At 54.3% G+C, this 26,640-nt stretch carries 30 protein-coding genes; 15 read left to right on the top strand and 15 right to left on the bottom strand.

Features of this window, described 5'->3' with window-relative positions:
- Positions 1–22: 22 nt before the first annotated feature.
- Entirely contained in the window at positions 23–3,373 is a 3,351-nt protein-coding gene (locus AB8615_RS12265; RefSeq protein ID WP_409432858.1) for a peptidoglycan-binding protein, read from the bottom strand.
- Positions 3,374–3,556: 183 nt separating this feature from the next.
- On the opposite strand from AB8615_RS12265, the gene AB8615_RS12260 reads away from it, so the two are divergent.
- The 5 genes from AB8615_RS12260 (at position 3,557) to AB8615_RS12240 (ending at position 8,558) form a co-directional block, all read left to right on the top strand.
- Entirely contained in the window at positions 3,557–4,156 is a 600-nt protein-coding gene (locus AB8615_RS12260) for a MerR family transcriptional regulator (RefSeq protein WP_418152451.1), read from the top strand.
- Between the two features lie 28 nt (positions 4,157–4,184).
- Complete coding sequence (locus AB8615_RS12255) at positions 4,185–5,975, top strand: acyl-CoA dehydrogenase C-terminal domain-containing protein (RefSeq protein WP_418152450.1); 1,791 nt, start codon at positions 4,185–4,187, stop codon at positions 5,973–5,975.
- Between the two features lie 85 nt (positions 5,976–6,060).
- Complete coding sequence (locus tag AB8615_RS12250) at positions 6,061–7,221, top strand: acyl-CoA dehydrogenase family protein (RefSeq protein ID WP_409432855.1); 1,161 nt, start codon at positions 6,061–6,063, stop codon at positions 7,219–7,221.
- A 40-nt stretch (positions 7,222–7,261) separates the two neighbouring features.
- Entirely contained in the window at positions 7,262–7,858 is a 597-nt protein-coding gene (locus AB8615_RS12245) for an FMN-binding negative transcriptional regulator (protein WP_409432854.1), read from the top strand.
- A gap of 1 nt (position 7,859) precedes the next feature.
- Entirely contained in the window at positions 7,860–8,558 is a 699-nt protein-coding gene (locus AB8615_RS12240) for a crotonase/enoyl-CoA hydratase family protein (protein WP_409432853.1), read from the top strand.
- Here AB8615_RS12240 and AB8615_RS12235 read toward each other — a convergent pair.
- Positions 8,555–9,388, bottom strand: coding sequence for a hypothetical protein (locus AB8615_RS12235; protein WP_409432852.1), 834 nt, complete (start codon positions 9,386–9,388; stop codon positions 8,555–8,557). The genes AB8615_RS12240 and AB8615_RS12235 overlap by 4 nt on opposite strands.
- An 83-nt stretch (positions 9,389–9,471) precedes the next feature.
- Between AB8615_RS12235 and AB8615_RS12230 the strand changes: the two genes are divergently transcribed.
- Positions 9,472–10,371 carry an alpha/beta hydrolase gene (locus AB8615_RS12230; protein ID WP_418152449.1) on the top strand — a complete coding sequence of 300 codons (900 nt, stop codon included), beginning with the start codon at positions 9,472–9,474 and terminating at the stop codon, positions 10,369–10,371.
- Here AB8615_RS12230 and AB8615_RS12225 read toward each other — a convergent pair.
- Together AB8615_RS12225 and AB8615_RS12220 are read right to left on the bottom strand one after the other, a co-directional pair.
- Complete coding sequence (locus AB8615_RS12225; RefSeq protein WP_418153107.1) at positions 10,368–11,291, bottom strand: thioesterase family protein; 924 nt, start codon at positions 11,289–11,291, stop codon at positions 10,368–10,370. The genes AB8615_RS12230 and AB8615_RS12225 overlap by 4 nt on opposite strands.
- Positions 11,292–11,296: 5 nt before the next feature.
- Entirely contained in the window at positions 11,297–11,737 is a 441-nt protein-coding gene (locus AB8615_RS12220) for a transcriptional repressor (RefSeq protein WP_409432849.1), read from the bottom strand.
- Between the two features lie 175 nt (positions 11,738–11,912).
- Here AB8615_RS12220 and AB8615_RS12215 point away from each other — a divergent pair, with 175 nt between their 5' ends.
- The 3 genes from AB8615_RS12215 (at position 11,913) to AB8615_RS12205 (ending at position 15,594) form a co-directional block, all read left to right on the top strand.
- Positions 11,913–12,722 (top strand): SapC family protein, encoded by an 810-nt coding sequence (locus AB8615_RS12215; RefSeq protein ID WP_409432848.1) that lies wholly within the window; start codon positions 11,913–11,915, stop codon positions 12,720–12,722.
- A 164-nt stretch (positions 12,723–12,886) separates the two neighbouring features.
- On the top strand, positions 12,887–14,959 hold the full coding sequence (locus tag AB8615_RS12210; protein WP_409432847.1) for a protein-disulfide reductase DsbD family protein: 2,073 nt from the start codon (positions 12,887–12,889) through the stop codon (positions 14,957–14,959).
- Positions 14,960–14,979: 20 nt separating this feature from the next.
- Positions 14,980–15,594 carry a redoxin family protein gene (locus AB8615_RS12205; RefSeq protein WP_409432846.1) on the top strand — a complete coding sequence of 205 codons (615 nt, stop codon included), beginning with the start codon at positions 14,980–14,982 and terminating at the stop codon, positions 15,592–15,594.
- Between the two features lie 66 nt (positions 15,595–15,660).
- Here AB8615_RS12205 and AB8615_RS12200 read toward each other — a convergent pair whose 3' ends face one another.
- Both AB8615_RS12200 and AB8615_RS12195 read right to left on the bottom strand, forming a co-directional pair.
- On the bottom strand, positions 15,661–15,900 hold the full coding sequence (locus AB8615_RS12200; RefSeq protein ID WP_409432845.1) for a helix-turn-helix domain-containing protein: 240 nt from the start codon (positions 15,898–15,900) through the stop codon (positions 15,661–15,663).
- The gene (locus AB8615_RS12195; protein WP_409432844.1) at positions 15,900–16,394 is read right to left on the bottom strand and encodes a DUF2975 domain-containing protein; all 495 of its coding nucleotides are present in this window, start codon (positions 16,392–16,394) and stop codon (positions 15,900–15,902) included. Before AB8615_RS12195 ends, AB8615_RS12200 begins: the two co-directional genes overlap by 1 nt.
- A gap of 122 nt (positions 16,395–16,516) precedes the next feature.
- Between AB8615_RS12195 and rdgB the strand changes: the two genes are divergently transcribed.
- The gene (gene rdgB, locus AB8615_RS12190; RefSeq protein WP_409432843.1) at positions 16,517–17,143 is read left to right on the top strand and encodes an RdgB/HAM1 family non-canonical purine NTP pyrophosphatase; all 627 of its coding nucleotides are present in this window, start codon (positions 16,517–16,519) and stop codon (positions 17,141–17,143) included.
- Complete coding sequence (hemW, locus tag AB8615_RS12185; RefSeq protein ID WP_409432842.1) at positions 17,136–18,275, top strand: radical SAM family heme chaperone HemW; 1,140 nt, start codon at positions 17,136–17,138, stop codon at positions 18,273–18,275. Before rdgB ends, hemW begins: the two co-directional genes overlap by 8 nt.
- On the opposite strand, the gene AB8615_RS12180 is transcribed toward hemW, so the two are convergent.
- Entirely contained in the window at positions 18,253–19,716 is a 1,464-nt protein-coding gene (locus AB8615_RS12180) for a penicillin-binding protein activator (RefSeq protein WP_409432841.1), read from the bottom strand. The genes hemW and AB8615_RS12180 overlap by 23 nt on opposite strands.
- Positions 19,717–19,791: 75 nt before the next feature.
- Between AB8615_RS12180 and rsmI the strand changes: the two genes are divergently transcribed.
- From rsmI to AB8615_RS12165, 3 genes are all read left to right on the top strand, one after another.
- Entirely contained in the window at positions 19,792–20,667 is an 876-nt protein-coding gene (gene rsmI / locus AB8615_RS12175; RefSeq protein ID WP_409432840.1) for a 16S rRNA (cytidine(1402)-2'-O)-methyltransferase, read from the top strand.
- The gene (locus tag AB8615_RS12170) at positions 20,664–21,050 is read left to right on the top strand and encodes a YraN family protein (protein WP_409432839.1); all 387 of its coding nucleotides are present in this window, start codon (positions 20,664–20,666) and stop codon (positions 21,048–21,050) included. The genes rsmI and AB8615_RS12170 overlap by 4 nt, the downstream gene beginning before the upstream one ends.
- Before the next feature lie 72 nt (positions 21,051–21,122).
- Positions 21,123–22,187, top strand: coding sequence for a BON domain-containing protein (locus AB8615_RS12165; protein ID WP_409432838.1), 1,065 nt, complete (start codon positions 21,123–21,125; stop codon positions 22,185–22,187).
- On the opposite strand, the gene AB8615_RS12160 is transcribed toward AB8615_RS12165, so the two are convergent.
- The gene (locus AB8615_RS12160) at positions 22,188–22,469 is read right to left on the bottom strand and encodes a hypothetical protein (RefSeq protein ID WP_409432837.1); all 282 of its coding nucleotides are present in this window, start codon (positions 22,467–22,469) and stop codon (positions 22,188–22,190) included.
- A gap of 484 nt (positions 22,470–22,953) precedes the next feature.
- Here AB8615_RS12160 and AB8615_RS12155 point away from each other — a divergent pair, with 484 nt between their 5' ends.
- Positions 22,954–23,637 carry a DUF998 domain-containing protein gene (locus AB8615_RS12155; protein ID WP_409432836.1) on the top strand — a complete coding sequence of 228 codons (684 nt, stop codon included), beginning with the start codon at positions 22,954–22,956 and terminating at the stop codon, positions 23,635–23,637.
- Here AB8615_RS12155 and AB8615_RS12150 read toward each other — a convergent pair whose 3' ends face one another.
- From AB8615_RS12150 to AB8615_RS12120, 7 genes are all read right to left on the bottom strand, one after another.
- Positions 23,638–23,874, bottom strand: a complete 237-nt coding sequence (locus AB8615_RS12150) for an ArsC/Spx/MgsR family protein (RefSeq protein ID WP_418152448.1) — start codon at positions 23,872–23,874, stop codon at positions 23,638–23,640.
- Positions 23,875–23,883: 9 nt separating this feature from the next.
- The gene (locus tag AB8615_RS12145) at positions 23,884–23,979 is read right to left on the bottom strand and encodes an arsenate reductase family protein (RefSeq protein ID WP_418152447.1); all 96 of its coding nucleotides are present in this window, start codon (positions 23,977–23,979) and stop codon (positions 23,884–23,886) included.
- Positions 23,980–23,990: 11 nt separating this feature from the next.
- A complete protein-coding gene (locus tag AB8615_RS12140) occupies positions 23,991–24,830 on the bottom strand; it encodes an alpha/beta hydrolase (RefSeq protein ID WP_409432834.1) in 840 nt (279 codons plus the stop codon).
- A complete protein-coding gene (locus tag AB8615_RS12135) occupies positions 24,830–25,300 on the bottom strand; it encodes a YbjQ family protein (protein WP_409432833.1) in 471 nt (156 codons plus the stop codon). The genes AB8615_RS12140 and AB8615_RS12135 overlap by 1 nt, the downstream gene beginning before the upstream one ends.
- Positions 25,300–25,623, bottom strand: a complete 324-nt coding sequence (locus AB8615_RS12130) for a YbjQ family protein (RefSeq protein WP_409432832.1) — start codon at positions 25,621–25,623, stop codon at positions 25,300–25,302. The genes AB8615_RS12135 and AB8615_RS12130 overlap by 1 nt, the downstream gene beginning before the upstream one ends.
- Positions 25,624–25,752: 129 nt before the next feature.
- Positions 25,753–26,295, bottom strand: coding sequence for a fasciclin domain-containing protein (locus AB8615_RS12125; protein WP_418152446.1), 543 nt, complete (start codon positions 26,293–26,295; stop codon positions 25,753–25,755).
- A 16-nt stretch (positions 26,296–26,311) separates the two neighbouring features.
- Positions 26,312–26,473 carry a hypothetical protein gene (locus AB8615_RS12120; RefSeq protein WP_418152445.1) on the bottom strand — a complete coding sequence of 54 codons (162 nt, stop codon included), beginning with the start codon at positions 26,471–26,473 and terminating at the stop codon, positions 26,312–26,314.
- Positions 26,474–26,640 lie beyond the last annotated feature (167 nt).

The raw sequence follows: 26,640 nt of genomic DNA, 5'->3' as shown, positions 1-26,640 counted from the left end.
GGCTGACAGACTGCCGTAAATTTTAAGCCCCTGCAACGTCTTGCAAACGATCCAGTAATTCTTCGCTGACTGTGCCCGTTTCTGGCAAGGCGTTATCACGTTCGAATTTAATGATCGCCGCCCGCGTCATTGGCCCGATTGCGCCGTCCGCGCCGCCAGTTTCGTAGCCAAGTTGCGTCAACATAGATTGCGCTTGGCGCACGCGGTTAATTTGCACTGACTTGCTGCCAACAGATTTTGACCAAGGCGTATCGCGGAAGATACCATTGGCGGCTTCGTCGATAGCTTTCGGTTCAAAGGCTTTGATCCTCGCCTCCAAAGCAGAGACTTGCTCTGGCGCAAGTGTGTCGCCTAATACATCGATCCGTTTTTTGGCAGATTGGTCACCCTGTTGCGAGGCTATCGCATACCAGAAATAGGCGGTCTCAATATTGCGCTCGGTGCCTTGTCCGCTCTCGGATAGGACAGCGAGATTAAATTGACTATCGACCACGCCGCGTTCTGCCGCTTGCTCGAACCATCCCACGGCCTTGCCTATGTTTTGTTCAACACCGCCGCGACCGTCAGTATAGTAGAGGGCAAGGTCATGCATGGCGATACGATTACCGCCTTGCGCCGCTTGTTCTGTTAGTTTCCGCGCCATAGCGAGGTCCATCGACACGCCTTCGCCGCTTTCATATAATTTTGCGAGACGATATTGCGCCGCCGCGAGGTTTTTATTGGCTGCCAACCGCACCAGCGTCACGCCCTCATCCGTTTGGCCTTGCTGTAGCTTGGCGAGTCCCAGTTGGAATTGTGCAACGGGATTGCCTGCTTCTGCCGCCGCACTCAGTGTGGACGCACCTTCATTCGTGACCTCAGGGGCTTGACTATCGGCGTATTGTCCAATCGCTGGAGAGGTATCCGCAGAAAGATCGACAGGCAAGCTGGCTTGCGGATCGAAGTCATTGGAGGCTTCAAGCGTCTGTGCATAGTCTGAATTAACTGTCAGCGGGTTATTGTTTCCAATGCCAAGAACGGTCTTGCCCGCATAGAGCCCGAGTGCGCCCAGCGCCACGGTCGCCGCCGCGACACGCAGATTACGGCCACTGATCGGGAGTTGATTGAGTTTATCTGAGAGCCCTATTTTTTTCTCTGTGCCGCCAATACGCTCCGCGCGCATTTCGTGGCTGCCCCCTTCGGCATAGGCGGGGTTATCGTAAGGCATGAGCGGCTCTGGCGCGGGCTCAAAATCCTGTGGGGCCTGGGGTGAAAGATTTTGCGCAGCGGGCGGTTGAACTGGCGGCACCTGTGCATTTGGGGTCTGCGCTGCATAGCCAGAGGTCATCGCAGGGGGCGGCGTTGACGCGACGGGTTCAGGCGTTTGGCTCGGCGCGGGCGGCGCATAGGCCGACGGCACAAACTCCTCGGGTTCATGGGCTGCCCGCGGCGGTTTTGGCGGCTCAGGTGCAGGTTCAGGTGTTTGCTCTGTCGCTGGTTCAAAAGCGGGGGCGGGGGCGGCAGACATAGGTGTTGGCTGCGAAGGAATAGGCTTCGGCGCAAAGGCGTCTGGCATTTGTACAACATTAGACGGGATCGTCATTGGAGCCTGAGACGGAGATTGATTGGGAGCCAGCATTTGCGGCGCCGCTTGGTAGCTGCCTTGCGCTGTCATATTTTGTGCGGCCATTGACGGATATTCCATCTGCTCGAATTCACGCACATCTGCAGGTGGCGCATAGGCGGGAGGCGCAGATTCTATTTTCTGCTGACGCTCATCCAACTCTGTCAGGTCACGCTCCAGCGTATCGAGCCGTGAATTCAAACGGTCAAGTTGATAGGCAATCCGTTCAAATTTGGTCTCGTCCTCCGCACTGGCTGATTTCGCTTCAAGGCGCTGCACGCGAATATCCATTTTGGAACGGAAGCCTTCAAATTCGGCTTGCGTCTCAACAGCCAACTCATTCACTTTTTCGGAAATCAGAGTCTGATCTGCCGCTTGCCGTTTTTGCAATTCCTCTGACAAGGCTTCAATCTTTTCACCTGTTTGAGTCAGAGCGTTGGCCGTGTCTTCTTCGATCGCGTTCAAGCGCGCAGTCGTCTCAGTTTCGGCCAATTCCCGAGCTTTGCGTTCATCATTGATCCGCGCTTCAACGGCACGCGCCATATGGGCAAGGTTCAAATTAATCGTGCGGAGCGCTTCACTTTGCACAGCCTCGGCCTCGTCCATTCGCGATGATGCCCGGCTAAGCGCGGCGGCCATTTCGGTCACATCGGAGTTAGAGAGAACAGCTTTTAATTCGGCTTCGACACTTTCGCGAGCCTCTGCCGAGATGGCTTTGAGCTTTTTTGTCAGTTGATTGACTTGGCGGGTCAGGGCCGCTTTTTGCGTTGAGTTCGCTTTCACTGTGCGGGTTTCCAGCGCTGCAATCGCGTCCTGCAGTGTTGTGACGTGACGTTGCGTGACAGCATCCGCGCGCTGCAGCCGCCCTTCAAGATTTGCTAGAGCTGCCTTCAAAGTCGTTAGCGTCGTGCGGCTCGGCTTGGCTTTTGACGCAGCGGACAGGGTTTTAGGGGCCACTGTTTTTTGGCGCACCCGTTTGGAAACCGCAGGCGTTTTTGATGTCGCTTTTATTGGCGCAGATTTGGCCGTTACTTTTTTGGCTACCGCTTTCTTCGTCACAGTTTTCTTGGCTGCGATTTTCTTTACTGCGGTTTTCTTGGCTACAGTTTTCTTTACTGCGGTTTTCTTGGCTGCGACCTTTTTCACAACAGGCTTTTTAGCGATAGCTTTCTTGGCAATAGTCTTTTTTGCGGTTGGCTTCTTCGTAACAGGTGTTTTCGCCGTAATCTTTTTAAGAGTTGGCTTTTTGGGTACGGTGGTTTTTTTGACCTTCGCCTTTTGGGTCGTTGAAGTCTTGGCCACTCTCTTCTTCGCAATAGGTGTTTTCACTGCAGGCTTTTTAGCCGCGACAGTCTTCACCGACTTTGTGACTGGCTTTGATGACTTTGTGGTCGTTTTCTTCTTCACTGGCGCTTTTGTCGTTTTGGCTTTGGGCTTGGACGTGGCTTTGGCCAATGAGGCGGGTAAAGCGCTTGCAATATCGCTGACGGATTTGATCTTTGTCGGCGCTGGTTTTGACTTAGCGGCAGTCTTGTTCTGAGTTTTTTTAACGACAGGTTTTTTAGCAGCGGCTTTCTTGGCGCTGGTTTTTTTGGCGGCAGACTTCTTGGGAGCAGACTTCTTGGGAGCCGCCTTTCTGGTAGTTGTCTTTTTAGCAACTGGCTGCACTTTGGACTTTGTCGTCGCAGCTTTGGCGATCGCACGCTTGCCTGTACGCGCTTTCGCTTTAGGCTTTGCGGTGACTGCGTCAGATTTTGATTTTTCAACCATGCCCAATATCCCCTGATGGTGTGGATTCCACGCGAAACAACACGCAGGACTCCCGTCCAGACACGTCTTTAGACAACGATTGTGGTTAACGCAGCGTTAAACCGTTAACCTTTTGGCAGTCTGCCAAGCTATTTTTATGCGATTTCGTCCTAGAACTCGTCAAAAATGTCGCAGATAGATCACATGATTCAGGTTGACGTTAACGTCAACGTCACATATACGCACCTCATGACGACAATTCTAACTTCCAATCTCGTTGCAAATGACGTTGATAATGACCCGGTTTGGGGCATTAAAGAGTTTGCCGATATGTTTGACGTAACCCCGCGCACCATCCGCTTTTACGAAGACAAAGGCCTACTATCACCGCAGCGTGTGGGCGGTGTTCGCGTGTTTGGTCTGCGGGAGCGTGCACGGTTTGATGCGATCATGCGCGGCAAACGGCTTGGCTTTTCGCTTGACGATATTAAGGCCGTGTTTGACGTGACGAGCGGCAAGATCACGGACCGCGCAGAATTGATGCGGCGGAAGAAAAATTTTGAAGCCGTTAGCGAAGGGCTATCTCGCCGCCGCGACGACCTTCGCCGTCTGTCTGCGGATATGGAGCAAGTCATCAGCATTATTGATGATTATCTCAGCTCATCACCTGAAACCGATGACGTCTCGATTTTGGCCAAACGCTATCAAGCAGCCTTTGACCAAACCCTAACCACAAACCCCTTTGAATTTATGTCGGGCGGCCAAGCAAGCTCTGCAAACGCTCAGACAAAATCTAACGCTTAGAATAAAACACTCCCGAAAGGACACAACTATGCCTACCTATAATGCTCCCCTCCGCGATATGAAATTTGTGATGGAAGAAGTCCTGAATGTTGGACAACTGACCGAATATGAAAAATTCGCCGAAGCCGATACAGAAACGCTCGACGCGATCCTAGAGCAGAGTGCCAAATTCACGTCGGAAGTGTTGGCACCGCTGAACGCAGTGGGTGATCATGAGGGTTGCGTGCGTCATCCAGACGGCAGTGTCACAACGCCAACAGGTTTCAAAGAAGCCTATCAGCAAGTTGTCGAAGGCGGCATGATGGGCCTCGCCCAAGATCCCGAATATGGCGGCATGGGCATGCCCGGCGTTTGGCACATCGCGGCAGGTGAAATGCAGTCAGCCGCCAATATGGCTTTTGCCATGTATCCTGGCCTCACGAATGGCGCGATTAAGGCGATCGAAATCGGTGGGTCGGATGCGCAGAAACAGACTTATCTGCCAAAGATGATCTCTGGCGAGTGGACGGGTATGATGAACCTGACCGAGCCTCACTGCGGTACCGATTTGGGGATGTTAAAAACGAAAGCTGTGCCGAATTCGGACGGGTCTTATAAAATCACTGGCCAGAAGATTTTCATCTCGGCGGGCGAGCATGATATGTCAGATAACATTATCCATCTTTGCCTCGCTCGGATCGAAGGCGCGCCCGCTGGCGTGAAGGGCATTTCGCTCTTCATCGTGCCAAAATTCAAACTGGATGCCGACGGCAACCCCGCAGAGCGCAACACCGTGACCTGTGGATCTATCGAAGAGAAAATGGGTATTCACGGCAACTCAACTTGCGTCATGAATTACGACGAAGCGGAAGGCTACCTGATCGGCGAGGAAAATAAAGGCCTGCGTGTCATGTTTGTGATGATGAACCGCGCACGCCTCGACGTAGGCATGCAGGGTTTGGCGCAATCCGAAGTCGCCTATCAGAACGCGGCATCTTATGCCAAAGATCGCACGCAAGGTCGTGCTTTGACAGGTCCAAAAAATGAGGACGGTCCCGCCGATCCAATCATTGTCCATCCGGACGTACGCCGCATGTTAATGGAAACCAAAGCCTTTAACGAAGGTGGTCGTGCGCTCGTCTACTGGTCCGCTTTGCTTGAAGATTTGGAAGGGGTTCATGCGGATGAAAAATTCCGTGAAAAGGCTGATGATTATCTCGGCCTACTGACACCCGTGATCAAAGGCTACCTTACAGATATGGCGATGAAGACAACGATTGATTGTCAGCAAATCTTCGGGGGGCACGGATTTATCGAAGAATGGGGCATGAGCCAGTTCGTGCGCGATACACGTATTGCTCTGATCTATGAAGGTGCAAATGGGGTGCAAGCCCTTGACCTGGTGGGTCGCAAACTCGCCCGCAACGGCGGTCGCGCACTGATGACGCTCAACGCTGAAATCGATGCCTTCCTCAAGGAAAATGGCGACAACGAGAAACTTGCTGAATTCATGACGGGCCTCAAAGACGCGAAGGATAAGCTGACGCAAGGTACGATGTGGCTGATGCAAAACGGTATGAGCAATCCCAATAATGCGGGTGCGGGTTCTGTCGATTATATGCACATGATGGGCCTGACATCGCTGGCCTATATGTGGGCGATGATGGGCGTCACAGCGCAGAAAGCGATTGACGACGGTAGCAATGAAGATTTCTATCCAAACAAGATCATCACAGGTCGTTACTTCATGCTCCGCATGCTCCCGATGATGGACGCACATCTGGCGAAAATCAAAACCGGCGCAGAACCTGTTATGGCGCTAGAAGCTGCCGCGTTTTAATTGATTAACGCCTCGGTTTAGGCCGAGGCGTTTTGCATAACCCATAATTCCAGAAAAGCTGGATCAGAATATTTAGGAGAGCCTCATGGCCGCAGCCATCGATTTTAAGAACCCCGACTGGTATGAAGAAGAAGACATCAATATGTTCCGCGACGCGGTGCATAAGTTCTATTCCAAAGAGATGGCGCCACATTCAGAAGAGTTTCGGAAGAACAAAAAGGTCGACCGCAAGTTCTGGAATATGGCGGGCGAATATGGCCTGCTGAACTGCGCGATCCCCGAGGAATATGGCGGCGGCGGCGGTGATTATCGCCACGAAATGATTATCCAAGAGGAATTAATTAAAGCCAATGTGGACGGCTTTGGCCTCTCGCTGCACAACGCGATTGTTGCGCCTTATATCCTGCATTACGGAACAGAGGAGCAGAAACAAAAATGGCTGCCGAAAATGGCGACTGGCGAGTTGGTCGGCGCGATTGCCATGTCCGAACCTGGCACGGGGTCTGACCTTCAAAACGTCAAAACCAATGCCAAAAAGGACGGCAATGGCTGGGTGATCAACGGGTCCAAGACCTTCATCACCAATGGCGGGACAGCGAACCTGATCGTCGTCGTGGCCGATACAGGCGGCGAAGGTAAGCACTCCAAATCACTCTTCGTCATTGAAACGGACGGCCTTGAGGGTTTCCGTCGCGGACGTATTCTCGACAAAGTCGGCATGGACGCGCAAGACACAGCCGAGCTGTTCTTCGACGATATGAAAGTCCCAGCAGACGCTTTGCTTGGCCCAGAAACAGGTCACGGCTTTATTCAGTTGATGAAAGAGCTACCGCAAGAGCGCCTCAACATCGCTGTGCAGGGCGTGGCGCAAATGGAAGCCGCGCTGGAAATGACGATTGAATATGTCAAAGACCGCAAAGCCTTTGGCCAGCCAATCATCAATTTCCAAAACACACAATTTGAACTCGCCGAATGCAAAACGATTGTCACAATCGCGAAGACATTTGTCTATGATTGCGCCGAGAAACATCTGCGCGGGGAATTAGATACTGTGACAGCGTCTATGGCGAAATACTGGGTGACAGATAAAGAGTGTGAAGTCATCGACCGCTGCCTCCAACTCTTTGGCGGCTACGGTTTCATGAATGAATACCGCATTGGCCGCATGTATCGCGATAGCCGCGTGCAACGCATTTACGGCGGCACGAACGAGATTATGAAACTCGTCATCGCGCGTAGCCTTTAATTAATTATTCGCCCTCAGCCATGAGGGCGAAAATAATTCTATGGCCTATCCTCCGCCCCATTATTCTGATGATGATCCCGAATATATCAATCGGATTATAGACACCCACGGCTTTGCAATGCTGACATGTGCGAGCGAGGACGGGCCTCTCGCGACGCACCTACCTCTGGTGCGGGACGGCGAATATCTTTACGGGCATGTAGCCGGAAATAACCCGATGGTCGATTTTATCGGCACGGAAATGGTGTTTTTGGCCGTCTTCCACGGCCCGCATGATTATATCTCGGCTACGCTTTATGACGCCCCTGACAAATCTGTCCCGACATGGGATTATGCAGCGGTTCACGTTCACGGAACGACCCAAGCCCTCAGCGCGGAACAGAGTGTTCAGCGCATGGGCGAGTTGGCTGAAAAATATGAGCCAGCGGATGGTTGGGCCATGGAGGACGCGGCACGCTACGCCGCCCGCTTGTTTCCGCATATCATCTATTTCGAAATGCGCATGGACAAGGTTCGCGGTATCCGTAAATTGAGCCAAAATAAAAACGCGGCAACGCAAGGCAGAATCATAGACACCCTCAAGGCGCAGGGGAACCACGCGCTAGCCGATGAAATCGAGCGGATAAGGAAGCCCTAATATGGAAAAAGTCACATACACATTCAATGACGGCGTGGCAGTGATTGCGCTGGATGACGGCAAGGCGAACGCGCTGGGTTCTGCGATGTGGGCGGAGTTAAATACGGCTCTCGACACAGCAGAAAAAGACGACGCCATCGTGATCATCACAGGTCGCGACGGCATGATGTCGGGCGGTTTCGACCTTAAGGAAATGGGCAGCGGGCCGCAGGCTGCGCTGGAGCTGACGTCAAAAGGCAGCAAGTTTGCGCGCCGCATTATGGCGCATCCCCGTCCTGTTATTATGGCGGCCCCAGGTCACACGATCGCGATGGGAGCCTTTCTCGCGCTGGCCTGTGATTACTCAATGATCAAGGAAGGCGAATTTAAAGTCGGCTTGAACGAGACTTTGATTGGCATGACCATGCATAATTTTGGTATAGAGATGGGGCGTTATCATTTGACGAAATCCCACTTTAATCGCTGTGTGATTAATGGCGAAATCTTCAGCCCCAAAGGCGCGATGCATGCGGGATTTTTTGACCGCGTTGTCCCAGCTGAACAATGGCCCATGGCGATCCCTATGGCGGGACAAATGTTTAAACAGGCCAACCCCAAAGCTTTCCGCGAGACGAAATTACGTTCGCGCAAAGAGATCTTCAAAATCCTTGATCAAGCCATTCTAGATGATCTTGACCCTGCCAAAGTTCACGCGCTTTAGGCGGCTTTGCCTTCGCAGTGATGGGTCAGGGAATCGACGAAAACTTCGGCGTTGATGACGATATCGTCAACGCCAATTCCGTCAAACGGATCTTCGAGATCGGCTTGGATATTGTCCAAGCTCGACAACACGAACGCAAATAAAGCGGGCACCAGAAATGCCAAATAATAATTATCAATGCTCAGCGCGATGGCGGCAAAAACCGGTGCGTAAAGGATCGGCAGGACTGTAATAAACACGTCCGAGAAGGCCTGCAAAGCGCGCGGTGTGCGGTATTGGAATATATGTTTTAATTCCTCAAAATGCTCCATGACATTATTAAGGTAAGTGCGGCAGACACTTTCCTGCGCGCCCGTCACTTTCGACAATTCCGCCCGTTCCTCAATCACTGCAGCGAGGTTGGCAAAGCTTAAATAAATCTCTGGCTCGTTCTTGCGCAGATCATCAATCGGCTCGGTAATGACCTGCCGCACAGCGAATAGCGGGGCTGAAATATTTTTCTGCAAAACTTCGGGCGCTTCATTCTCTTTGCCGACCTTCCATGTGCGCAGGATGAAATAGATAGACCGCAAATTCGCTTTCATATGAGCGTAGTGACCGAGCGCTTCCTCGCGCCGTTGATAGGCACTGTTGATTGAAAACACGATGGGGAAAATCACAGCAGTCCCGATTAGGGCCATAGGATAATCCGCGGTCCAACCCATCATCATAGATACCATCGTCGCCAGCACAGCCGCCGCACTTAGCAGCAGGCAACGCGGGCTGAAAATTGACAAAAGATGCGTCATAAACTGGCGCACTTGCTTTAAATTATACATGTGAAGTCCCATATCCCCTAACTCAGAGGTTGCGACATATCAGGTATTTATGAATTTTGGCTTTACTTGGTCGCGGGGCGTGGCAGAGCTACCCCATGACTGAAAACTTGCCATATGTTAGAGAGACTTTTGCGCTGCGCGATGGGCCGATCTCTGCGCTAAGATTTGGTGATCCAGACGCGCCGCCGCGTCTATTGTTTCTGCACGCAAACGGATTTCACGCTCACTGTTATCAGCGCATATTTGCGGCGCTAGATTGCCCTGCGATTGTCTTGGATATGCGCGGGCATGGTCAGTCACAGGATTTACCAACAGATGTCGGCGCGCTGACAAATTGGCACATCTTCCGGGATGACGCGATTGAATTTGCGCAGGCCCACATGCCGAAACGCTTTGTGCTGGCGGGGCATAGCTTTGGGTCCGTATCAGGAATTTTGAGCGCGCCAGCTTTGACAGCTAACTTGGCGGGATATGTAGGATTTGACCCTGTCACGCTGCCCGCCTATTTCCGTTGGGTGTCGGGCTTTCGGTTTTGGCGAGAGAGCTTCAAAAAGCGAGTGCCGATTGCGCGAAATGCGGGGCGACGCAAATCCGTCTTCGATAGCCCCGAAGCAGCCTTTGAGCGCTATCAAGGACGAGGGGCCTTTCGCGGCATGCCCGATGAAATTCTACGCGATTATATCGAAGGTGGACTGCGGCAGGTCGAGGACGGATCATGGCATTTGGCGTGTGATCCAAAGTGGGAGCAAGCGATATTTGCCGCGCAACATCATGATTTGTTCGAAGCTGCACATGCCCTGCCAGACAATTCGCGGGTGATCTATGCGGGGAAATACGGCGCGGTTAGCACGCCTGGCCTGCGGCGGGCCTTGCAGCGCAAGCAGCCCAATATCAGCGTTGAGTTTGATCCAGAGTTAGCCCACCTCTTCCCGCTCAATCACCCTGACCTCGCTGTGAAGGCTTTGCAGAGCGTCTTGGATAAGGCCGTATTTTAGGGCGTCAAATCTGGCTTGGCAGCCGCCATCAAGCTGGCAATATCGGCCTCTGTCATCTTGATCAATCGCCGCGTATTCAGATCAAACTTGCAGCCACACGCCTCCATCGTGGCCCAGCTTTCGCCCGAAATCGGATCAACCAGATTATGCACAAAGCGGCGCGTATAAGCATCAGCTCCGACCAAAACAGGCATATAGTCATAGGCGTCGCCTTGTTGCGGATGATTATGGAAAACCAATCTCGCCTCCAACAGAGTCGCTGACAAATTTGCCTCGCGATAGGCGTGGTCGTATAGCTCTGGCCAGCCGTCTCGAAACCACGCGATAGAGGATGTGGTGCGTCCGAAAATCGCGCCCGCCGTGACATATTCCGTGATATCCGTCTCGCTCGCCTCAAACACGCCTGTACCGACAGGGCATAGTCCAGCGTCTCGCAGCACCTGCGCAGTGCGGCCTATATGGGCCACTGAAAGATCAATATTTCTAGGTTTGGCGACATCTGGCATTGGCACGGTAAACGTCTTGGCCGAAAGCTGCACCCGTTTGGGCCACGCGAACGTACGGTGCGCCGTCAGGTAGAAATGCTCCACCGTTTCAACTGCACTCGCAGCAACGCGCCCGTCTTCATGGTACATTATATGACATAGCTGCACCGTATCTTCATGGAGTTGTAAGATCGCGCTCATCACTTTGAGTGGATTGCCGGGGTGGGCTTCGGCTTGGTAGCGGATATGGAAATCGCGCACACGCACGGTGCTACTCGTGCCAGGCTTATAGGCATGGGTGAGACCCAAGCGAACGAAAAGACCCGCGCGCGCTTGCCCGAACTTGCGGACGTAATAGCGCATATTCAAATGCCCCAGATCGTCACATTCCCAGCTGGAACACTCCCCCGCCCATGTCAGCACAAATCCATCCATTAGGATCAAGCGGCGCACTTCACGCAGAGGCCGTAATGTTCGACCACGCTGCGCTTGATCTGAAATCCATCGGGCTTGCAGTCAATATGATCATGGGCATGGCGCTCTTCGACGGCGTTACAGACCTCGCAGATAAAGAACTCCGCCAGATCTCCGTCATGTTGATGATCGCATGCGATAAAGGCATTCAGCGCTTCGACGCGGTGGATCAAGCCGAGCTTGGACAGAAACTCGAGCGCACGGTAAACCGTGGGCGGTTTCGGGCTGCCAATCTCAGGCTTAAGACGGTCGAGCAAATCATAGGCTTTTACTGCGCCGCCGTCACTGATCACCAATTCCAGCACATGGGCGCGTAACGGCGTAAACCGTTCCCCTGCCGCTTCGCAAACAGCGCGCGCCGACGCGATACGGGTGGGAATATCGTCACGATGTGTATGATCATGCATGGCCTTACACTAACGGTTCGCACCCCCTCGCGCCACCGCTTATTTTACGCAGGTCGGCCTGCCGTAATCCCCTGTTGAAAGTTGGACGCTTTTTCGCTAAGGGCGCGGGATGAAATTGACTGGCAGGCACGGAAGGGTCCGTAACTGCTTTAAAATATAATCAAACGAGGACCACATGGCCGAACAACAAGCACCCGTTTCCGTGACTGGAAATGTTATGTTCTACAAGAACCCGATCCCATTGACCAAAGACCGCCATTCTAAGCACGGCGTCAAACAAGTCAAAAAGCCGTTTACATTTATGGCAGATCAGCACTTCCTGCCTTTGACAGCGCCAGAATTCGGGGCCGCGTCAACGACAATGCCAATCATCTTTGCGGGCGCTGATCGTTCGCCGCTCGCTGTGATGGGTATTCGCTCTGGCGAAAACCTGTTCGTCACAGACGGTGAGTTCGAGCCAGACTTCTATATGCCAGCTTTCGCCCGTCGCTATCCTTTCGTCCTTGCGGGCGACGAAGCCAATGACCGCTTTGTGGTCTGCGTTGACGAAGCTGCGGAATGTGTGGTCGCCAAGGGCGCAGAGCAACCCTTCTTTACAGGTGACGAAACATCAGCCTTCACACAAGAGGCTTTCCAATTCCTTCAAAACTTCGAACGTGACCGTCAGGCGACAGCCAATATGATCACAGCGTTTAAAGAGCTGGATTTGTTCGAGCCGAAAGAAATGAACTTCCAAGGTCAAAACGCTGACGGCACACCTGCACCGCGTCAGAAGATTGCAGATTACTTCGCGATCTCCGAAGAAAAACTCAAAGCCCTTCCAGCAGACAAAACTAAAGAATTTGTCGCCAATGGCTATATGGCGATTGCTTATGCGCACTTGATCTCACTGGGTAACTGGCAGCGTTTGGTCAACATGACCCTGCGCCGTTCAGCAGCAGAGGCCGAAAAGGCAGAAAAAGCCGCGAAGAAGAAAAAGAAGTAAGCGCGCTTCAAATCAAATTACAGACGCCCCGCTTATGTCATTATCTATAATGATCGAGCGGGGCTTTTTCATGCGCGGATCACAGATCAGCCACAGTTAAACTTTGCGTGAGGCGGGTGCTTTCGTCGTCGCTTTCTTAACTTTCCTCGCGTAAAACGGCGCTTATGTTACGCACACTTCTTAGCCTCTTCATCGTCTTGATCTTCAGCTTACCTGCGCTCGCACGGCAGAGCTTGCCGCTTGATACGGGCCGCGTCACGGCAAGCCTGATTTCAGATCACGATACCGTCGCGCCAGGGCAGAGCTTCTACATCGCGCTTCGCACAGAATTAGATGATCACTGGCACACCTATTGGCGCAATCCCGGCGATAGCGGCGAACCGGTTCAAATGGACTGGGTGCTGCCAGAGGGCGTGACCCATGGCGACATTGTCTGGCCCCTGCCCCGCCCCATCGCGACGGGCCCGATCATCAATTACGGCTTTGAAGGCACGCCGCTTTTCCCTGTCCAGTTCACAATACCGACCTCTGCAATCCCGGGCGAGATTCTGACCTTCACCTCTGATTTCTACTACCTCGTCTGCAAAGATGTCTGCATCCCTGAAGATGGATCGCTGAGCCTACAGATTATGGTCGGCGAGCCGGAAGTCGACACACGCTGGGACGCCGAGATCAGAGCCGCGATTGCGGCCAGCCCCACGCGCGGCAATGTGAGCGGCGCGGCCTCTGTCGACGCGACTGAAATTCTCTCGCTCCAATTCACGGGTTTGCCAGACGGCGATTACAGCGACGCCTATTACTTCCCTTACGACCAAGGCGTCTTGGCCCATTCCGAGCCGCAAGCCGTGCGCATTGGCACAGACGGTATCGAAATTTCCACCCGCCCCGACTATGCGTGGGACAGCGAATTACCCGCCAGCTTTGACGGCGTGCTGACCTATGTCGATGCCAATGGCGACTATCGCGGGACGGAAGTTGCTCTCGCCGCAGGACAAACGCTCGCGATTGGCGCGAGCGCTGCGCCGAAATCTGTTGGCGGAGTGACGCTGATCCCTGCGATCTTTATGGCCTTTATTGGCGGCTTGATCCTCAACCTCATGCCGTGCGTCTTCCCAATCATTTCGCTCAAAGCTCTCAGCCTTGCCAAGTCGGCACATTCAGAACGACGCGAAGCCAAGCGCGATGCGTGGCTCTATACGCTCGGTGTGCTGGCGACCTTCATGGTCTTGATCGGCGTGTTGCTCGCACTCAAAGCGGCGGGCGCGAGCCTCGGATGGGGCTTCCAATTACAGTCGCCCAAAGTCGCGGGTGTCTTGGCCTTGTTGATGTTCGTCATCGGACTAAACCTCCTCGGCGTATTTGAATTTGGCTCGCGCTTGCAAAATACAGGCGGGAGCCTGACGCAGCGCGGCGGCAAAAGCGGGAGCTTCTTCACGGGCGCCCTCGCCGTTATTGTTGCCACGCCTTGCACTGCACCGCTTATGGCGGGGGCGATGGGATATGCCTTGGCGCAACCAGCCCTCATCACAGTCATCGTCTTCCTCGTGCTCGGCCTCGGCTTCGCCGCGCCGTTCTTGCTGCTCGGTTATGTGCCAGCGCTCTTGTCCAAATTGCCCAAGCCCGGCCCTTGGATGGTGCGGTTCAAAGAGTTCCTCGCCTTCCCTATGTTCGCCACGGCCATCTGGCTCGCTTGGGTCGTGGGGCAGCAAGTCGGCAGTTACGGCCTCAGCGCCCTGCTGATTAGCGCCTTGTTGATCGCCTTTGGCATCTGGCTCTGGCAACGCGGGACGGTAGGCAAAGCAATGGGTGCGGCCGCTATTATCGCCGCCCTCATCCTGCCAATGTCCCTCACGGCAGGCGCGGTCACATCCACGGCGACAGCCAAAGCTGACACCATTGCATGGTCACCTGAAACCGTTGCCTCACTCCGCGCCGAAGGCCGCCCCGTCTTCGTCGACTTTACCGCCGATTGGTGCGTGACTTGTAAAGTCAATGAGCGCCTCGTCCTCGATACAGAGAAAATGCGCAAGCTGTTCAAAGAGACAGACACCGCCTTCGTTGTGGCGGATTGGACGAATAAAAACGATAAAATCGCGCAAGAACTCGCGAGCTATGGCCGCGCTGGTGTGCCGTTATATCTGGTCTACCGCCCTGATCAAAATTCCGTGAAGGGGCAAATCCTCCCTCAAGTTCTGACGTATAGTGTGGTAGAAGACGCTATTCGGGGGTCTGAGTAAACTCACTTTGGAGAGAACACATGCGTAAATTCCTTATCACAACTGGCCTGATCGCGGGCCTCGCCGTCGCGGGCTCTGCCCACGCTAAAATCGCGACAGGGTCAACTGTGTCCGACATGACCGTCACAGATTCTAACGGCAAAACTCACAACCTTTCAGACTTCGCGGGCAAACGCGTTGTGCTTGAGTGGACGAATGAGGGCTGCCCATATGTCAAAAAACACTACGGCACGAACAACATGCAAGACACGCAGAAAATGGCGACAGCGGACGGCGACACCGTCTGGCTATCCGTGATCTCCAGCGCCCCGGGACAGCAAGGCTATAAGACTGGCGAAGAAGCCAATGCTCATGTTGCGGAAACGGGGGCCGCGCCGACAGCCGTCATCCTTGATCCATCAGGCGATGCGGGCCGCAAATTTAGCGCTAAGACAACACCACATATGTTCATCATCGATGAGGCACAAACCCTCGTTTATCAGGGCGCGATTGATGATAACCGCTCTGCCAGCCCGTCTACAGTTGCGGGCGCCAAGAACTACGTCAAAGCGGCCTTGGCCGATATGGATGCAGGTCAAGCGGTGGCAAAATCTGACACAGCGCCCTATGGCTGTTCCGTTAAATACGGGTCTTAGAGACTTAAATAATTAAATGCCCTGCTCTCGCTTCGTGCGGGAGCAGGTATTTCCACTAATAATCATCTATTCAGCGGCCGCCTTTAACTCTTGCTCACCTTCATCAGGTTCATAGACCAAGATATCTGCGGGCTGGCAATCCAACTCCCGACAGAGCGCGTCTAATGTTGAAAACCGCACGGCTCGCGCTTTCCCCGTCTTCAAGATCGACAAATTCGCGAGCGTAATGCCCACGCGTTCCGCCAGCTCTGTCAGCGACATTTTACGGTCGAGCAGCACGCGGTCGAGATTAACTTTAATCGCCATCAGATTGTCAATTCCTGCTCTTGGCGCATTTCCGCACCGTAGCGGAAAGCCTCTGACAGCGTCGCAATGACAAAGACCAGAAACCAGGTGCCGATGCGAATGTCTAAATCAGCCGCTGCGCTATTCCCTAAGCTTGCCACATAATGAAAAATCATGCGCAGCAATTCAGCGCCTGCAATCACGAGCCAAATCAATCGTAGGCGCGAGATGTTTTCCGGCACGAAAGGATCGCCAGCCCCAACTGTTTGCACAACAGAGCGTAAGGTTTTGAGGACCAAAAACCACGCCGCCGCAATAATCGCACCGCCGCCACAGGCGATCGCCAGCCCGCGTTCAGTGATTTTTGGCAGGCTACTATGATCAATACCCTCAAAAAATTTGCCCTGAAGCTCTGACGGGAAAACCATGAAGGCGGCAGAGCTAACGAGCAACACCACAGCCAGCGCGAGAACGATCATGCCCACGAATAAAATCACCGATAAAAATCGTGTCATAGAAGATGTTTCTTTCATAGCACATATTGATAAACAATAATCATGGAATGGCAAGCCTTCTAAACATAAGCGTGTGTAATCTTATCTTTGACGCGCTGGCCCCAAGCGCTTAGAGGACATTTATGTCCCGTGCCCTCTCTGATCATCGTCAAATTATTGTTGCCTCTCACAACCTTGGTAAAGTGCGGGAAATCCGCGAATTGTTGGCCCCGTTTGGGCTGGAAACTCTCAGCGCGGGCGATCTTAACCTACCCGAACCTGAGGAGACCGAGGATACATTTGCGGGCAATGCACGGCTTAAAGCTGTGGCAGCGGCGACAGCGGCGGGCCTGCCTGCGCTGTCAGATGATAGCGGCTTGGCCGTGGATGCGCTGAATGGCGATCCCGGAATTTACGCCGCGCGCTGGGCTGAAAAGCCGTCTGTCGAGGGCGGTGGGCGCGATTTCGACATGGCGATGTGGCACGTCCATGACCTCATGGGCAGCAATCCCAACCGTAGTGCACGCTTCATTTGTGCCTTGTGTCTGGCCTTTCCCGATGGTCATAATACGGTCTATGAAGGAACTGTCGAAGGGCAAATTGTGTGGCCCCCGCGCGGCGATAAAGGCTTCGGCTATGACCCGATATTCCAAGCAATCGGCGACCGCCTGACATTTGCGGAAATCGACCCCGCCGAGAAGCACGCCAAATCTCACCGCGCCGATGCCTTTGCCAAATTCCTCTCAGATCAATTCCCCAATCATGGCTGATCCAACCGCGCTAGCCATTTATATCCACTGGCCCTATTGCGCGCGCATCTGCCCCTATTGTGATTTCAACGTCTATAAGCAAAAGCACGATCCGAATTTAAACGCCGCGATCCTGACCGACCTCACTGGTTGGCGCGAGTGGAGCGGGCCTCGAGATGTCACCTCGGTCCACTTTGGCGGCGGGACGCCGTCGCTGATGACGCCTGACGATATTGATTTAATTATCTCCAAAATTAAAACCCTTTGGGGCATTGCAGATAATTGCGAAATTGCGATTGAAGCCAATCCGCATGACGCAGACGAGCCTCAATGGAACGCCTATCGCGCGGCGGGCATTAATCGCCTCTCCCTCGGTGTGCAGACCTTTCACGACCCTGCCCTCAAACTGCTAGGCCGCGACCATGATGCGGAAGAAGCCAAAGAGGCATTGCATATGGCACGGCGCATTTTCCCGTCTGTATCTATCGACCTGATATTTGGCTGGGCGGGGCAGACAGAGGTGTTACTCCGCCGCGATCTCGACATGGCCCTGTCCTATAACCCCGATCACATCTCAACCTATCAGCTCACCATTGAAGACGGCACAGCGTTCGCGAAAGCCGAAGCGCGCGGCGATATGAAAGCTGTCGGCGAAGACCCGAGCGCGACGTTTTACGACTTGATCCGTGAGCGCTTGAGCCGCGAGGGTTATGAACATTACGAAGTTTCCAACTTCGCCAAACCCGATCACCGCTCGCGCCACAATAGCACCTATTGGCAAGGCGGGGATTACGTCGGGGTTGGGCCCGGCGCGCATGGGCGGCTGACTGTGAAAGGTCAGCGATATGCGACGATAGCGGCGATGCGACCTGCCGATTATCAGGCCAAAACCGCGGATACGCGGCTCGGCTTGATGGAGCGGGAGGCACTCTCGGCAGAAGCTTGGGGTGATGAATATGTGCTAATGGGGCTTCGTGTAGAAGACGGAATTTCGCTGTCGCGTTACCGCCAGATTTCGGGGCAGGATTTGCCCGCAGACACTTTGGAGGCATTCATTCAGTCTGGCTTCCTTATTCGCCGCGGCGATCAATTAAAGGCGACGGATCAGGGCCGCCTTGTTCTCAATACACTTACCGAGCAGCTGCTAAGCTAACCCGCGTTGCGCCCACATTCATCGCCTCTGGGCGTGTTGTCGTCGGCGCAGGGTCAAGGACGCGGAATTGTCCATTGCGGATCGTATAAACCGCCAGCCCGCGATTGGGCTTCCCGTCCGAATCGAAACTGACAAGCCCGTCGACACCGTAAAAGCCGTTGGGATCTTCCGCCCGCTGGCGGCGCAACTTCGGATCACCATCGGCAATATACGCGCCCAACACAACTGCATCATAAGCGAGCGTCGCAAGCGAGGACGGGTCTTCGCCGTAAGTGCGATCATAATTATCATCAAAGGCCGCGCGGGCTTCTCGGTCTGGCCCGGCAAAGACGCCGCCTGCCAGCGCGGGCTCACGCACCGTGTCTTCATCTTGCCAGCGCGACGTGCCCATGAATTGCACATCGGCGGGATCAACTTCGTAATAGGGCAAAAGCGGCGCGAGGGAGCGGAGCGCATTACCACCTTCGGGCAGCAAGATCGCCTCAAATGCCATCGGTGTCAGGCCGCGATTGCGACGGGCTTCAGCTTCCGACGCCGCATGCATCGTGGCCAGACGTTGCGCGGGTTCCTGCATCACGGAAATGTCGTTGCCCTTATACGTCTCGGACGCCGTGACTTGCCCGCCGCGGGCTGCCACTGCCGCTTGATATGCGCCCTTCACTCGACGGCCATAGCCATTGTCTGGGCCCATGAAAGCGAAGCGCGTTGTGCCTTGATCGGCGACATAATCGACGATGCGTTCGACTTCGGCTTCGGGCGGGAAGGACAGCAAATACGTGCCGTTGCCAGCAACTTTCTGATCATTGGAAAAGGCTAACAAAGGCGTCTTGGATCGGCGGGCTTCGCGGGCGGCGGCTTGAACATTGCCCGCAATGATGGGGCCGAGGATCACATCTGCGCCAGCGTTCACAGCCGCTTGCGTTGCGCTGCGCGCGCCTTGCTCTGTCCCTTTGGTGTCCAGCGCGATCAGCATGACGTCCGCGCCTTCGCGTTCAAACACAGCGAGTTCCGCCGCGCGGTACATCGAGGTCGCTTCCTCACGAAGGCGTGATGATCCTGTCGAAAACGGCAGCAATATCGCCAGACGTTTCGTATCCCTGCCCGCCATATGCGGCAGTATCAAGCCGTTTCGATTGTTGAAATACTCACCTGTGCGGGCATAGTCATTACCAGTCTCATCGTCGTCAGCATCATCGGGCGTGTCGGGCGCATCTGGCACGATCTCTTTAGTTTCGTCATCGTCCTTGTCGGTCTCCGCGGACTTTGTCGGTGTCGTATCGACGGGCTCAGTTGGCGCTTTCACAACAGGGGCTTGCCCGGGATAATTCGTCGGCGCAGGAGATGTCGTGGCACAGGCCGACAGCATTAGGGCCGCCAAGGCGCTGACACAAAAGGCTGTGCGGCGCGAAAAGAATTGGTCAAACGACAAATGTTTCGGCATAACTTATCTAACTTTCAATCCGTTAACCCCTAAGGGGACTCCGTCATTTCGTCTTCAAACTCTATAAGCGGTCGATTGCCAGCGCAACACCTATCAGGCGATCCGCAGACAGGAAATACACCCGCCAAATTACCCGCAGGACTCTATGTCGTCGCAACGCCGATCGGCAATCTGCGCGACATCACCTTACGCGCGCTGGACGTCCTTCGCAGTGTCGATGCCGTGCTGGCAGAGGACACGCGACAGACGATCAAGCTGCTCAACGCCTACGATATCAAAGCCCCCATATCGGCCTATCATGACCATAATGCGGCGGAGCGAGTGCCGGCAATTATCCAGCGTTTGCAAGACGGCGAGGCGATTGCGCTTGTCTCTGATGCAGGCACGCCCCTCGTCTCTGATCCTGGCTTTCGCCTCGTGCGGGCGGCGGTCGAAGCGGGCATTGAGGTCACGCCCCTGCCTGGGGCGTCGGCTCCTCTGGCCGCGCTCGTCAAGTCGGGCCTTCCGTCAGATGCTTTTCTCTTCGCGGGCTTCATGCCGACCAAATCCGCCGCACGGCAGACGGCGATGACTGCATTTCAAGACCTCCGCGCGACCTTGATATTCTTCGAGACGGGCAAGCGAATCATAGCGATGTTGACCGATGCGCTCGCCGTCTATGGCGACCGCCCTGCCGTCCTGACGCGGGAGTTGACCAAGCAATATGAAGAGGCGCGGCACGGCACGATCTCTGAACTGATCACCTCCGTCACTGACACACCACCACGCGGCGAGATCGTCATGCTGATCGGCCCTGCCAGCGGGGATCGCACATGGGACGCAGCCCTCGTCACCCGCGCCTTGCAAGAGCAAATCCCAGAGCTGGGCATGAAACGCGCCAGCGCGGAGGTCGCCGCGCAATCAGGCTGGCCCAAGCGGGACGTCTACCAACTCGCACTTTCGCTCAAATGAGCAAACTCTCGCGACAAGACCGGGAGCAAGCGGGACGGCGAGCCGAGGCCTATGCGGCCGCTTGGCTAAAATTGCGCGGCTATAAAGTCCTCGAAATGCGCTACAAAACGCCTGACGGGGAGATTGATATTATCGCCCGCAAAGCCGCCGTCCTCGCTTGCATCGAGGTCAAGCAACGCAGCGATGCCGCACAGGCTGTCGAGGCCGTGACCTATAGTTCCGAGCAGCGGATCATGGACGCGGCGGAAATCTACGTCACCCGCAACCCGCATTTGCTAAATGAGGACTTCGAGCTTCGCTTTGATATTCTATATGTCATCGGGCGGTCTGGCCTGCGGTTTGATAAAATCGACCACATCAAAGACGCCTTTCGCGCTTATTAGCTTACGAAATTATGAGGCAAACTTCATTCGCTTGGTAAGCATTGGTTTACCATAACGGCGTATGGGTCGACCATGATGAAAAAATTACTCCCGATTCTCCTTGCCTCTTCTCTCCTGTCTGGCTGCGCCGTTGCGACCGCTGGCATCAAGAAAGGCGACGAACGTAACTTCGTCCGCTCAATCAATGATGTGTCCGCTGGCCGCGTGATCGAAGCCCGCATGAACCGTGCGCTCGACTATAACCTCAAAGGCATAGACGTCGAAGTCGCCGAGGGCATCGTTCTGCTATCTGGCAATGTGCCGACACAGAAAGACCGTATCGAGGCCGCGCGGATTGCCTGGTCTGCGCCGCGCATTGAAGAAGTCGGTAATGAAATCATGATCAAGTCCAAGCAAGGGATTATCCGCAATGCCAAGGATGGCATTTTGGAAAAATCTGTGCGCACCCGCATGGCCGCTGACAAATTGGTCAAGGCGCGAAACTTCAATGTCGAAACCCATGACGGTATTGTCTACCTGATGGGCGTAGCGCGTACGCAATTAGAGTTAGAACGCGCCGCGACTATCGCCGCGACGACGCGCGGCACCAAAGAAGTCATCTCCTATGCGCGCCTGGCTGATCTGCCTGCCGCTGAGCGCGCGCGCCTGACACAAGAGGCGCAGAGCTATCTCGCGCCGCCCACGCCGCCGCGTGAATTGCCAGACTTCCTGACGACGCAGCCTATGGCGGGCGGCACTGTCGCGCCTACGCCCTCGCCGACTGCGCCCTCGCCAACTGCCCCAAGTCAAACATATACCGCGCCATCTGCGCCGACTTACACAGCGCCTGATATGCAAGCCGCTGCGCCTGTGCGGGCTGCGCCATTGTCAGAGCCCATTCCATTTGTGCCGCAAGCGCCTGTGGCCTCTGTCGGCTTGATCGAAGGTCCAACGGCTCCTGCCGAACTTGATATGGGCGATAAATTAAATAAAGAATTTCCGACGGATGAAGAGCTTGGCGCCTACCGAACAGGCGAAGCGGGCGAGGCGGTGTCTATCATTGAGAGCGCGCCTTATTATGTTGATCCCGAAACAGGCAAAGAAATTCCTGTGCGTTTTGACGCCAATGGCAATATGATCCCGCTCGTCATTCGATAGTTAGTTAAGCGGCAATTTCGACAACGGCTCTAGGCCGACTTCGGCGCGTTGGCTGTTGATTAATTTCAATTCCATGCGATCAAGTTCCGCCTGCACATCTAATTGCAATTCAGCTTGGCACAATGCGGCATAACCAGACACTTGTGCCAAGGCTTTTGGCAGGCGCGATTGCGCCCGTGCTTTGCGGTGCGCGTCCGTGACTTTGTGCTGCAATAGCTCTCGTCGCCAAGCACGCAATCGCGCGGCGTCACGGGCTTTTATAGGGCCTCGTCCTCGGGGCATGACCGCCTCCTTAAATATGTCCTTGTGAAAAATGAGGTGTCCGCATGAAGCCGTCAGCCCGGGCGTGAACCCGTGGCGCATAATGTGTTTTCGGGCCAAAGCCCCATGCGGCAGTGTCTTTTTCACACAAGCGGCCGAACTGGCCAGTCGCGGGCCAATCAGCTCTCGCTTGGCCACCCAAGCTAATCGCGCGTTACCGCGGCAGCTCCAATGACAAACACTGCTTCATCCCAATTAAGCCAACGTACGCTCGACTGCCTCGCGGATAAAGACGGGCTTTTTTGACACGGTTTCAGACAGCGTGGATATGTCTTTGACGATATTCAACGTGGCAGCACCCTATATGCGACGAAAAGCGGATATGATTTAGGGGTCGCAGTGAACAAAAGACGCGTCTAAGCGTTGGATTAAAACGCAGAGTTTATTCGCATTTGCCCCACCCATTTCTTGCCCCACTTCTTGCCCCATTTAAAGGAACCACAGATTGAGCCAAGTAACACAAAGCCAAGTAACTGAGAGCCAGGACACACAATTTCAGAATAGTCGCCAGATTTTTGGGACGCCTTTGCCGCGTGTTCTGGGCGGCGTAGCGCTTCTGGCTTGCGCGATCGTTCTTCTCTGCGATGTCACTATGTGGTTTTTGGTCAAGGGGTATAACCCTATCTCGCAGACAATTAGCGAGCTGGCCGCCGGGCCGCACCATTGGTTGCAAGACACGGGCATTGTGGTGTTCGTCATCGGCACGTTCTGCCTAGCGATTGATTTATTTATTCGGGGAGAAAAAGGCTGGAAGCCTTGGCTTGTGCGGATTGCGATGGTTTTGATTTGCGTGGATATTGCTATGATTGCACTGTGGAACGAATATGGTGACGGTGTGCCGGGCGGGTTGGAAATTCATATTTATCTGGTGGCTTTGCTATACCCGCTTGTGCCGATTATCTTGTGGTTCGGGACATCTGTTCTGCCCGCGCGGCACGGAAAATTTTCGACGATAGCCAAGGTGACAGCGATCGCTTGGCTCGCGCTAGCGCCGATTTTCTTTATTTTACCGACGCGCATTGACGGACTGTATGAGCGGTTTTTGGGTTGCATTATGATTGGCGCAGTAGCGATTGCCGCGTGGCGATTAATTGATGAACCCACACCCAATCATGAATCAGAAAATTAATTAATTAATCCACACCGCTTGTTGCTCAGGTCTCCAGCCTACCGTGACGCGCTCGCCGTCCATGATAACGGGGCGCTTGATGAGGGTTGGGTGTTCGCCCATCATCAGGACAGCTTTGCCCTCATTCATATCGCCCTTACCCGCATCGTCGAGGCCGCGCCACGTCGTGCTGCGCGTGTTGAGCAAATTCTCCCAACCGACAGTTTTGACAATGACGTCCATATCAGCGGCGCTCATCCCGTCTGCTCATACATCAATTAATTCGGGATCATGCCCCGCCGCTTGCAAGGCTTTGATCGCTTTGCGGCACGTGTCACAGGTTTTGAGGTGATAGACTTTCACAGCTGATCCTTTCAAACATTTGGCGTGGCGTGGGAGAGAATAAATGTCGCGAGGGTTTTGTGAACGCGGGCGCGGGTGACGTCATTATGGATTTCATGTTCCACGTGCTCATAGGGCTCGAACGTCACATTTTTAGCGAGCATCGCGAAGGCTTCGGATGCTGCAAAATCTGTCAGCCTGTCATCCCGCGCATGCAGCAGGAGCAGCGGCATGGTCCAGTCAGGCGCGCGGCGGGCGACCGCTTCGCCGTTCTCGATAATGCCTGTCGCCGTCCGAAATCCTATCCGTCCGTGATTAAGCGGATCATTGGCGTAGAGCGCTTGTTCCGCTTTCAGGGTTGATATTTTCGTCGCGTCCAGCGGTTGTGCCATGCCGCCTTTGGGCACCAAGACACCCATGACTTTGGCGAGGGCACGCAAGGCGCCTGGGACTTTATCGGCGGGCTTGATCAGCGGCGCGCTGGCGATAATCGCGCGGAGGTCTGGCGCAGGATTAAAGCTGTGATCCAGCACAATCCCGCCGCCCATAGAGTGACCAAATAAAATATGCGGCAAGTCAGGAAATAATGTGTGGGTCTTATCCAGCAGCGCGGCCAGATCATCGCGAAAATCATCAAAGCCCCGCGTCACCCCGCGCGGCCCATCATTGCGCCCATGCCCCGTTAGGTCGAGCGCGACAACGGAAATTCCGTGAGCGTTCAGAAACTCTGCCATAACGTGGTAGCGGCCCGAATGTTCGCCGAAACCATGAATGAGGCTTAGGACGGCTTTGGGATTTTTCGCTTCCCACACACGGCCAAATCGCTTCGCCCCGTCGGGACGCGCGAGCGTAAAAACAACCCCGTCATCCATTACACGGCGCTCGATATTGGATGAGTGCCTTTGACCGCTGTGCCGTAGGCCACTAATTCTGCGCCGCTGATACGGGGCTGCTGCCCGATGACAGAAAATTCGATCCGGGCATTATATATCGCCGTTGCGCCCATCGCGTCCGCTTCGCGTTTCATACGAATGATGGCTTCCCGCCGCGCACGGTCCACGAGCGATTCATATGACTTTAGCCGCCCGCCCACAATCATGCGCAAAGTCGCGGCAATCCGTTTGAAATAATCAATCGCGATGACGACATTACCTGTCACCATGACGCCGCCCGCCTCTAGGTTTTTGGCGTGACTGACTGGCACGGATTTGAGATTATAGAGCGCGATATGGGCCAGCTCTGCCTCGGCATTGCGCAAAGCCGCGTGGTGGCGCCGCTCGTTCAGCGAGCCAAAAATGATCCCCAGCGAGATCAGCGTGATGAAGACAAGAATGTCAAACACTAGCTGATGACCACCGCTGTGCCGTAGACATAAAGCTCTGACGCGCCAGCCGTAATTGCGCTGGTAGAAAAGCGGACATTGACGACAGCGTTTGCGCCCTGCCCGCGGGCGTCTTCGATCATACGAGCCGTCGCTTCTTGGCGTGCATCTTCGAGCAATTCCGTATAGCCGCGCAACTCTCCGCCAACGATGTTTTTCAATCCCGCCATGATGTCTCGCCCGACATGTTTGGCGCGAACCGTATTGCCTTGAACCAAGCCTTTATAGGCAATGATCTCGCGGCCCGGCACGGTTTCCAAATTCGATAAAATAAAATCACTCATAGCGGTTCTCCCTTCTGCGACTATGCCTTGCACTTATCTATTTGCCAATAAAAAAGCTGCCCCACCCTTTAAAAGGTGGAGCAGCCAAAACGACTAGAGAGAGACGTTTTTGATCGTAAATTTAGGCGTCTATTTCGGGACTAGCACCGAGCTGACGACATGTACGACACCGTTGGACTGCATCACATCAGCGTTTTCGATACGAGCGAGCGTGCCGTTTTCATCCGCCACGCGAATTGCGTCACCCATTTTATAGAATGTAAGCGAATCACCTGACACGGTGGTCGCCGTATAGCTGCCACCATTGGCCAGTTGCGCCATCAGATCACCTGATGTCACTGTACCAGAGATCACGTGCGCCGTTAGGACGCCCGCCAAGGCTTCTTTATTTTCTGGCTTCGTCAGCATGGTTGTTGTTTCACTTGGCAACATTGAAAACGCCGTATTTGTTGGCGCGAATACTGTGAACGGGCCATCGCTTGAGAGTGTTTCTACAAGGTCTGCCATCTGCACCAATGACACGAGGGTCGTCAGATTGCTGGCTGCGCTGGCGTTTTCGACAATCGTCTTGTTAGGATACATTGCAGCGCCGCCGACCATAACTGTCTCTGTCGTCGCTTCAAAATTGTCGTCATCATTCATGCCAAATTGCTGCTCATCGGACAGCTCCATGTCGGAGCCCTCTTTATTAGACATCATCGAGATCATTGTCATCAACGCCGACTTGCTTCTCGGCTTTGGCTTTAGCTTTCGCGTCTTCGAGGCTCTTGCCTGGGTCATAACTGCTGGCGCAGGCTGTCAGTGTCAGGGCCAGAGCGGATGCTGTTAAAAGCTTTACAAAATTGGTCATATATATCTCCTTCAGAGGGGGTTGTGCTGTTATTACGTTCGACATCGCCGAATGTTGCAAAATATCTACGGCAATTAAGTCACAAAGATGTCATCGACCGTGATATGATGCCTACGCGGCATCCGCAAAAGCTAGCGATCAGGCTTGCACGGGGCGGCGCTCTGCGG

It is taken from the genome of Litorimonas sp. RW-G-Af-16, assembly GCF_048319245.1.
Lineage (GTDB): Bacteria > Pseudomonadota > Alphaproteobacteria > Caulobacterales > Maricaulaceae > Litorimonas.
This window is presented reverse-complemented; position numbering and strand designations above follow the sequence as displayed.

Coding starts and splice junctions, on each gene's coding strand:
- AB8615_RS12235 (WP_409432852.1), bottom strand. CDS start 9,388: ATGGGACTTCACATGTATAATTTAAAGCAAGTGCGCCAGTTTATGACG.
- AB8615_RS12205 (WP_409432846.1), top strand. CDS start 14,980: ATGCGTAAATTCCTTATCACAACTGGCCTGATCGCGGGCCTCGCCGTC.
- AB8615_RS12150 (WP_418152448.1), bottom strand. CDS start 23,874: ATGAGCGCCGCTGATATGGACGTCATTGTCAAAACTGTCGGTTGGGAG.
- AB8615_RS12170 (WP_409432839.1), top strand. CDS start 20,664: ATGAGCAAACTCTCGCGACAAGACCGGGAGCAAGCGGGACGGCGAGCC.
- AB8615_RS12215 (WP_409432848.1), top strand. CDS start 11,913: ATGGCCGAACAACAAGCACCCGTTTCCGTGACTGGAAATGTTATGTTC.
- AB8615_RS12225 (WP_418153107.1), bottom strand. CDS start 11,291: ATGGATGGATTTGTGCTGACATGGGCGGGGGAGTGTTCCAGCTGGGAA.
- AB8615_RS12130 (WP_409432832.1), bottom strand. CDS start 25,623: ATGAGTGATTTTATTTTATCGAATTTGGAAACCGTGCCGGGCCGCGAG.
- rdgB (WP_409432843.1), top strand. CDS start 16,517: ATGTCCCGTGCCCTCTCTGATCATCGTCAAATTATTGTTGCCTCTCAC.
- AB8615_RS12160 (WP_409432837.1), bottom strand. CDS start 22,469: ATGCCCCGAGGACGAGGCCCTATAAAAGCCCGTGACGCCGCGCGATTG.
- AB8615_RS12200 (WP_409432845.1), bottom strand. CDS start 15,900: ATGGCGATTAAAGTTAATCTCGACCGCGTGCTGCTCGACCGTAAAATG.
- hemW (WP_409432842.1), top strand. CDS start 17,136: ATGGCTGATCCAACCGCGCTAGCCATTTATATCCACTGGCCCTATTGC.
- AB8615_RS12220 (WP_409432849.1), bottom strand. CDS start 11,737: ATGCATGATCATACACATCGTGACGATATTCCCACCCGTATCGCGTCG.
- AB8615_RS12180 (WP_409432841.1), bottom strand. CDS start 19,716: ATGCCGAAACATTTGTCGTTTGACCAATTCTTTTCGCGCCGCACAGCC.
- AB8615_RS12210 (WP_409432847.1), top strand. CDS start 12,887: ATGTTACGCACACTTCTTAGCCTCTTCATCGTCTTGATCTTCAGCTTA.
- AB8615_RS12165 (WP_409432838.1), top strand. CDS start 21,123: ATGATGAAAAAATTACTCCCGATTCTCCTTGCCTCTTCTCTCCTGTCT.
- AB8615_RS12250 (WP_409432855.1), top strand. CDS start 6,061: ATGGCCGCAGCCATCGATTTTAAGAACCCCGACTGGTATGAAGAAGAA.
- AB8615_RS12255 (WP_418152450.1), top strand. CDS start 4,185: ATGCCTACCTATAATGCTCCCCTCCGCGATATGAAATTTGTGATGGAA.
- AB8615_RS12120 (WP_418152445.1), bottom strand. CDS start 26,473: ATGACCAATTTTGTAAAGCTTTTAACAGCATCCGCTCTGGCCCTGACA.
- AB8615_RS12195 (WP_409432844.1), bottom strand. CDS start 16,394: ATGACACGATTTTTATCGGTGATTTTATTCGTGGGCATGATCGTTCTC.
- AB8615_RS12140 (WP_409432834.1), bottom strand. CDS start 24,830: ATGGATGACGGGGTTGTTTTTACGCTCGCGCGTCCCGACGGGGCGAAG.
- AB8615_RS12265 (WP_409432858.1), bottom strand. CDS start 3,373: ATGGTTGAAAAATCAAAATCTGACGCAGTCACCGCAAAGCCTAAAGCG.
- AB8615_RS12260 (WP_418152451.1), top strand. CDS start 3,557: ATGATTCAGGTTGACGTTAACGTCAACGTCACATATACGCACCTCATG.
- AB8615_RS12230 (WP_418152449.1), top strand. CDS start 9,472: ATGACTGAAAACTTGCCATATGTTAGAGAGACTTTTGCGCTGCGCGAT.
- AB8615_RS12125 (WP_418152446.1), bottom strand. CDS start 26,295: ATGGAGCTGTCCGATGAGCAGCAATTTGGCATGAATGATGACGACAAT.
- AB8615_RS12240 (WP_409432853.1), top strand. CDS start 7,860: ATGGAAAAAGTCACATACACATTCAATGACGGCGTGGCAGTGATTGCG.
- AB8615_RS12245 (WP_409432854.1), top strand. CDS start 7,262: ATGGCCTATCCTCCGCCCCATTATTCTGATGATGATCCCGAATATATC.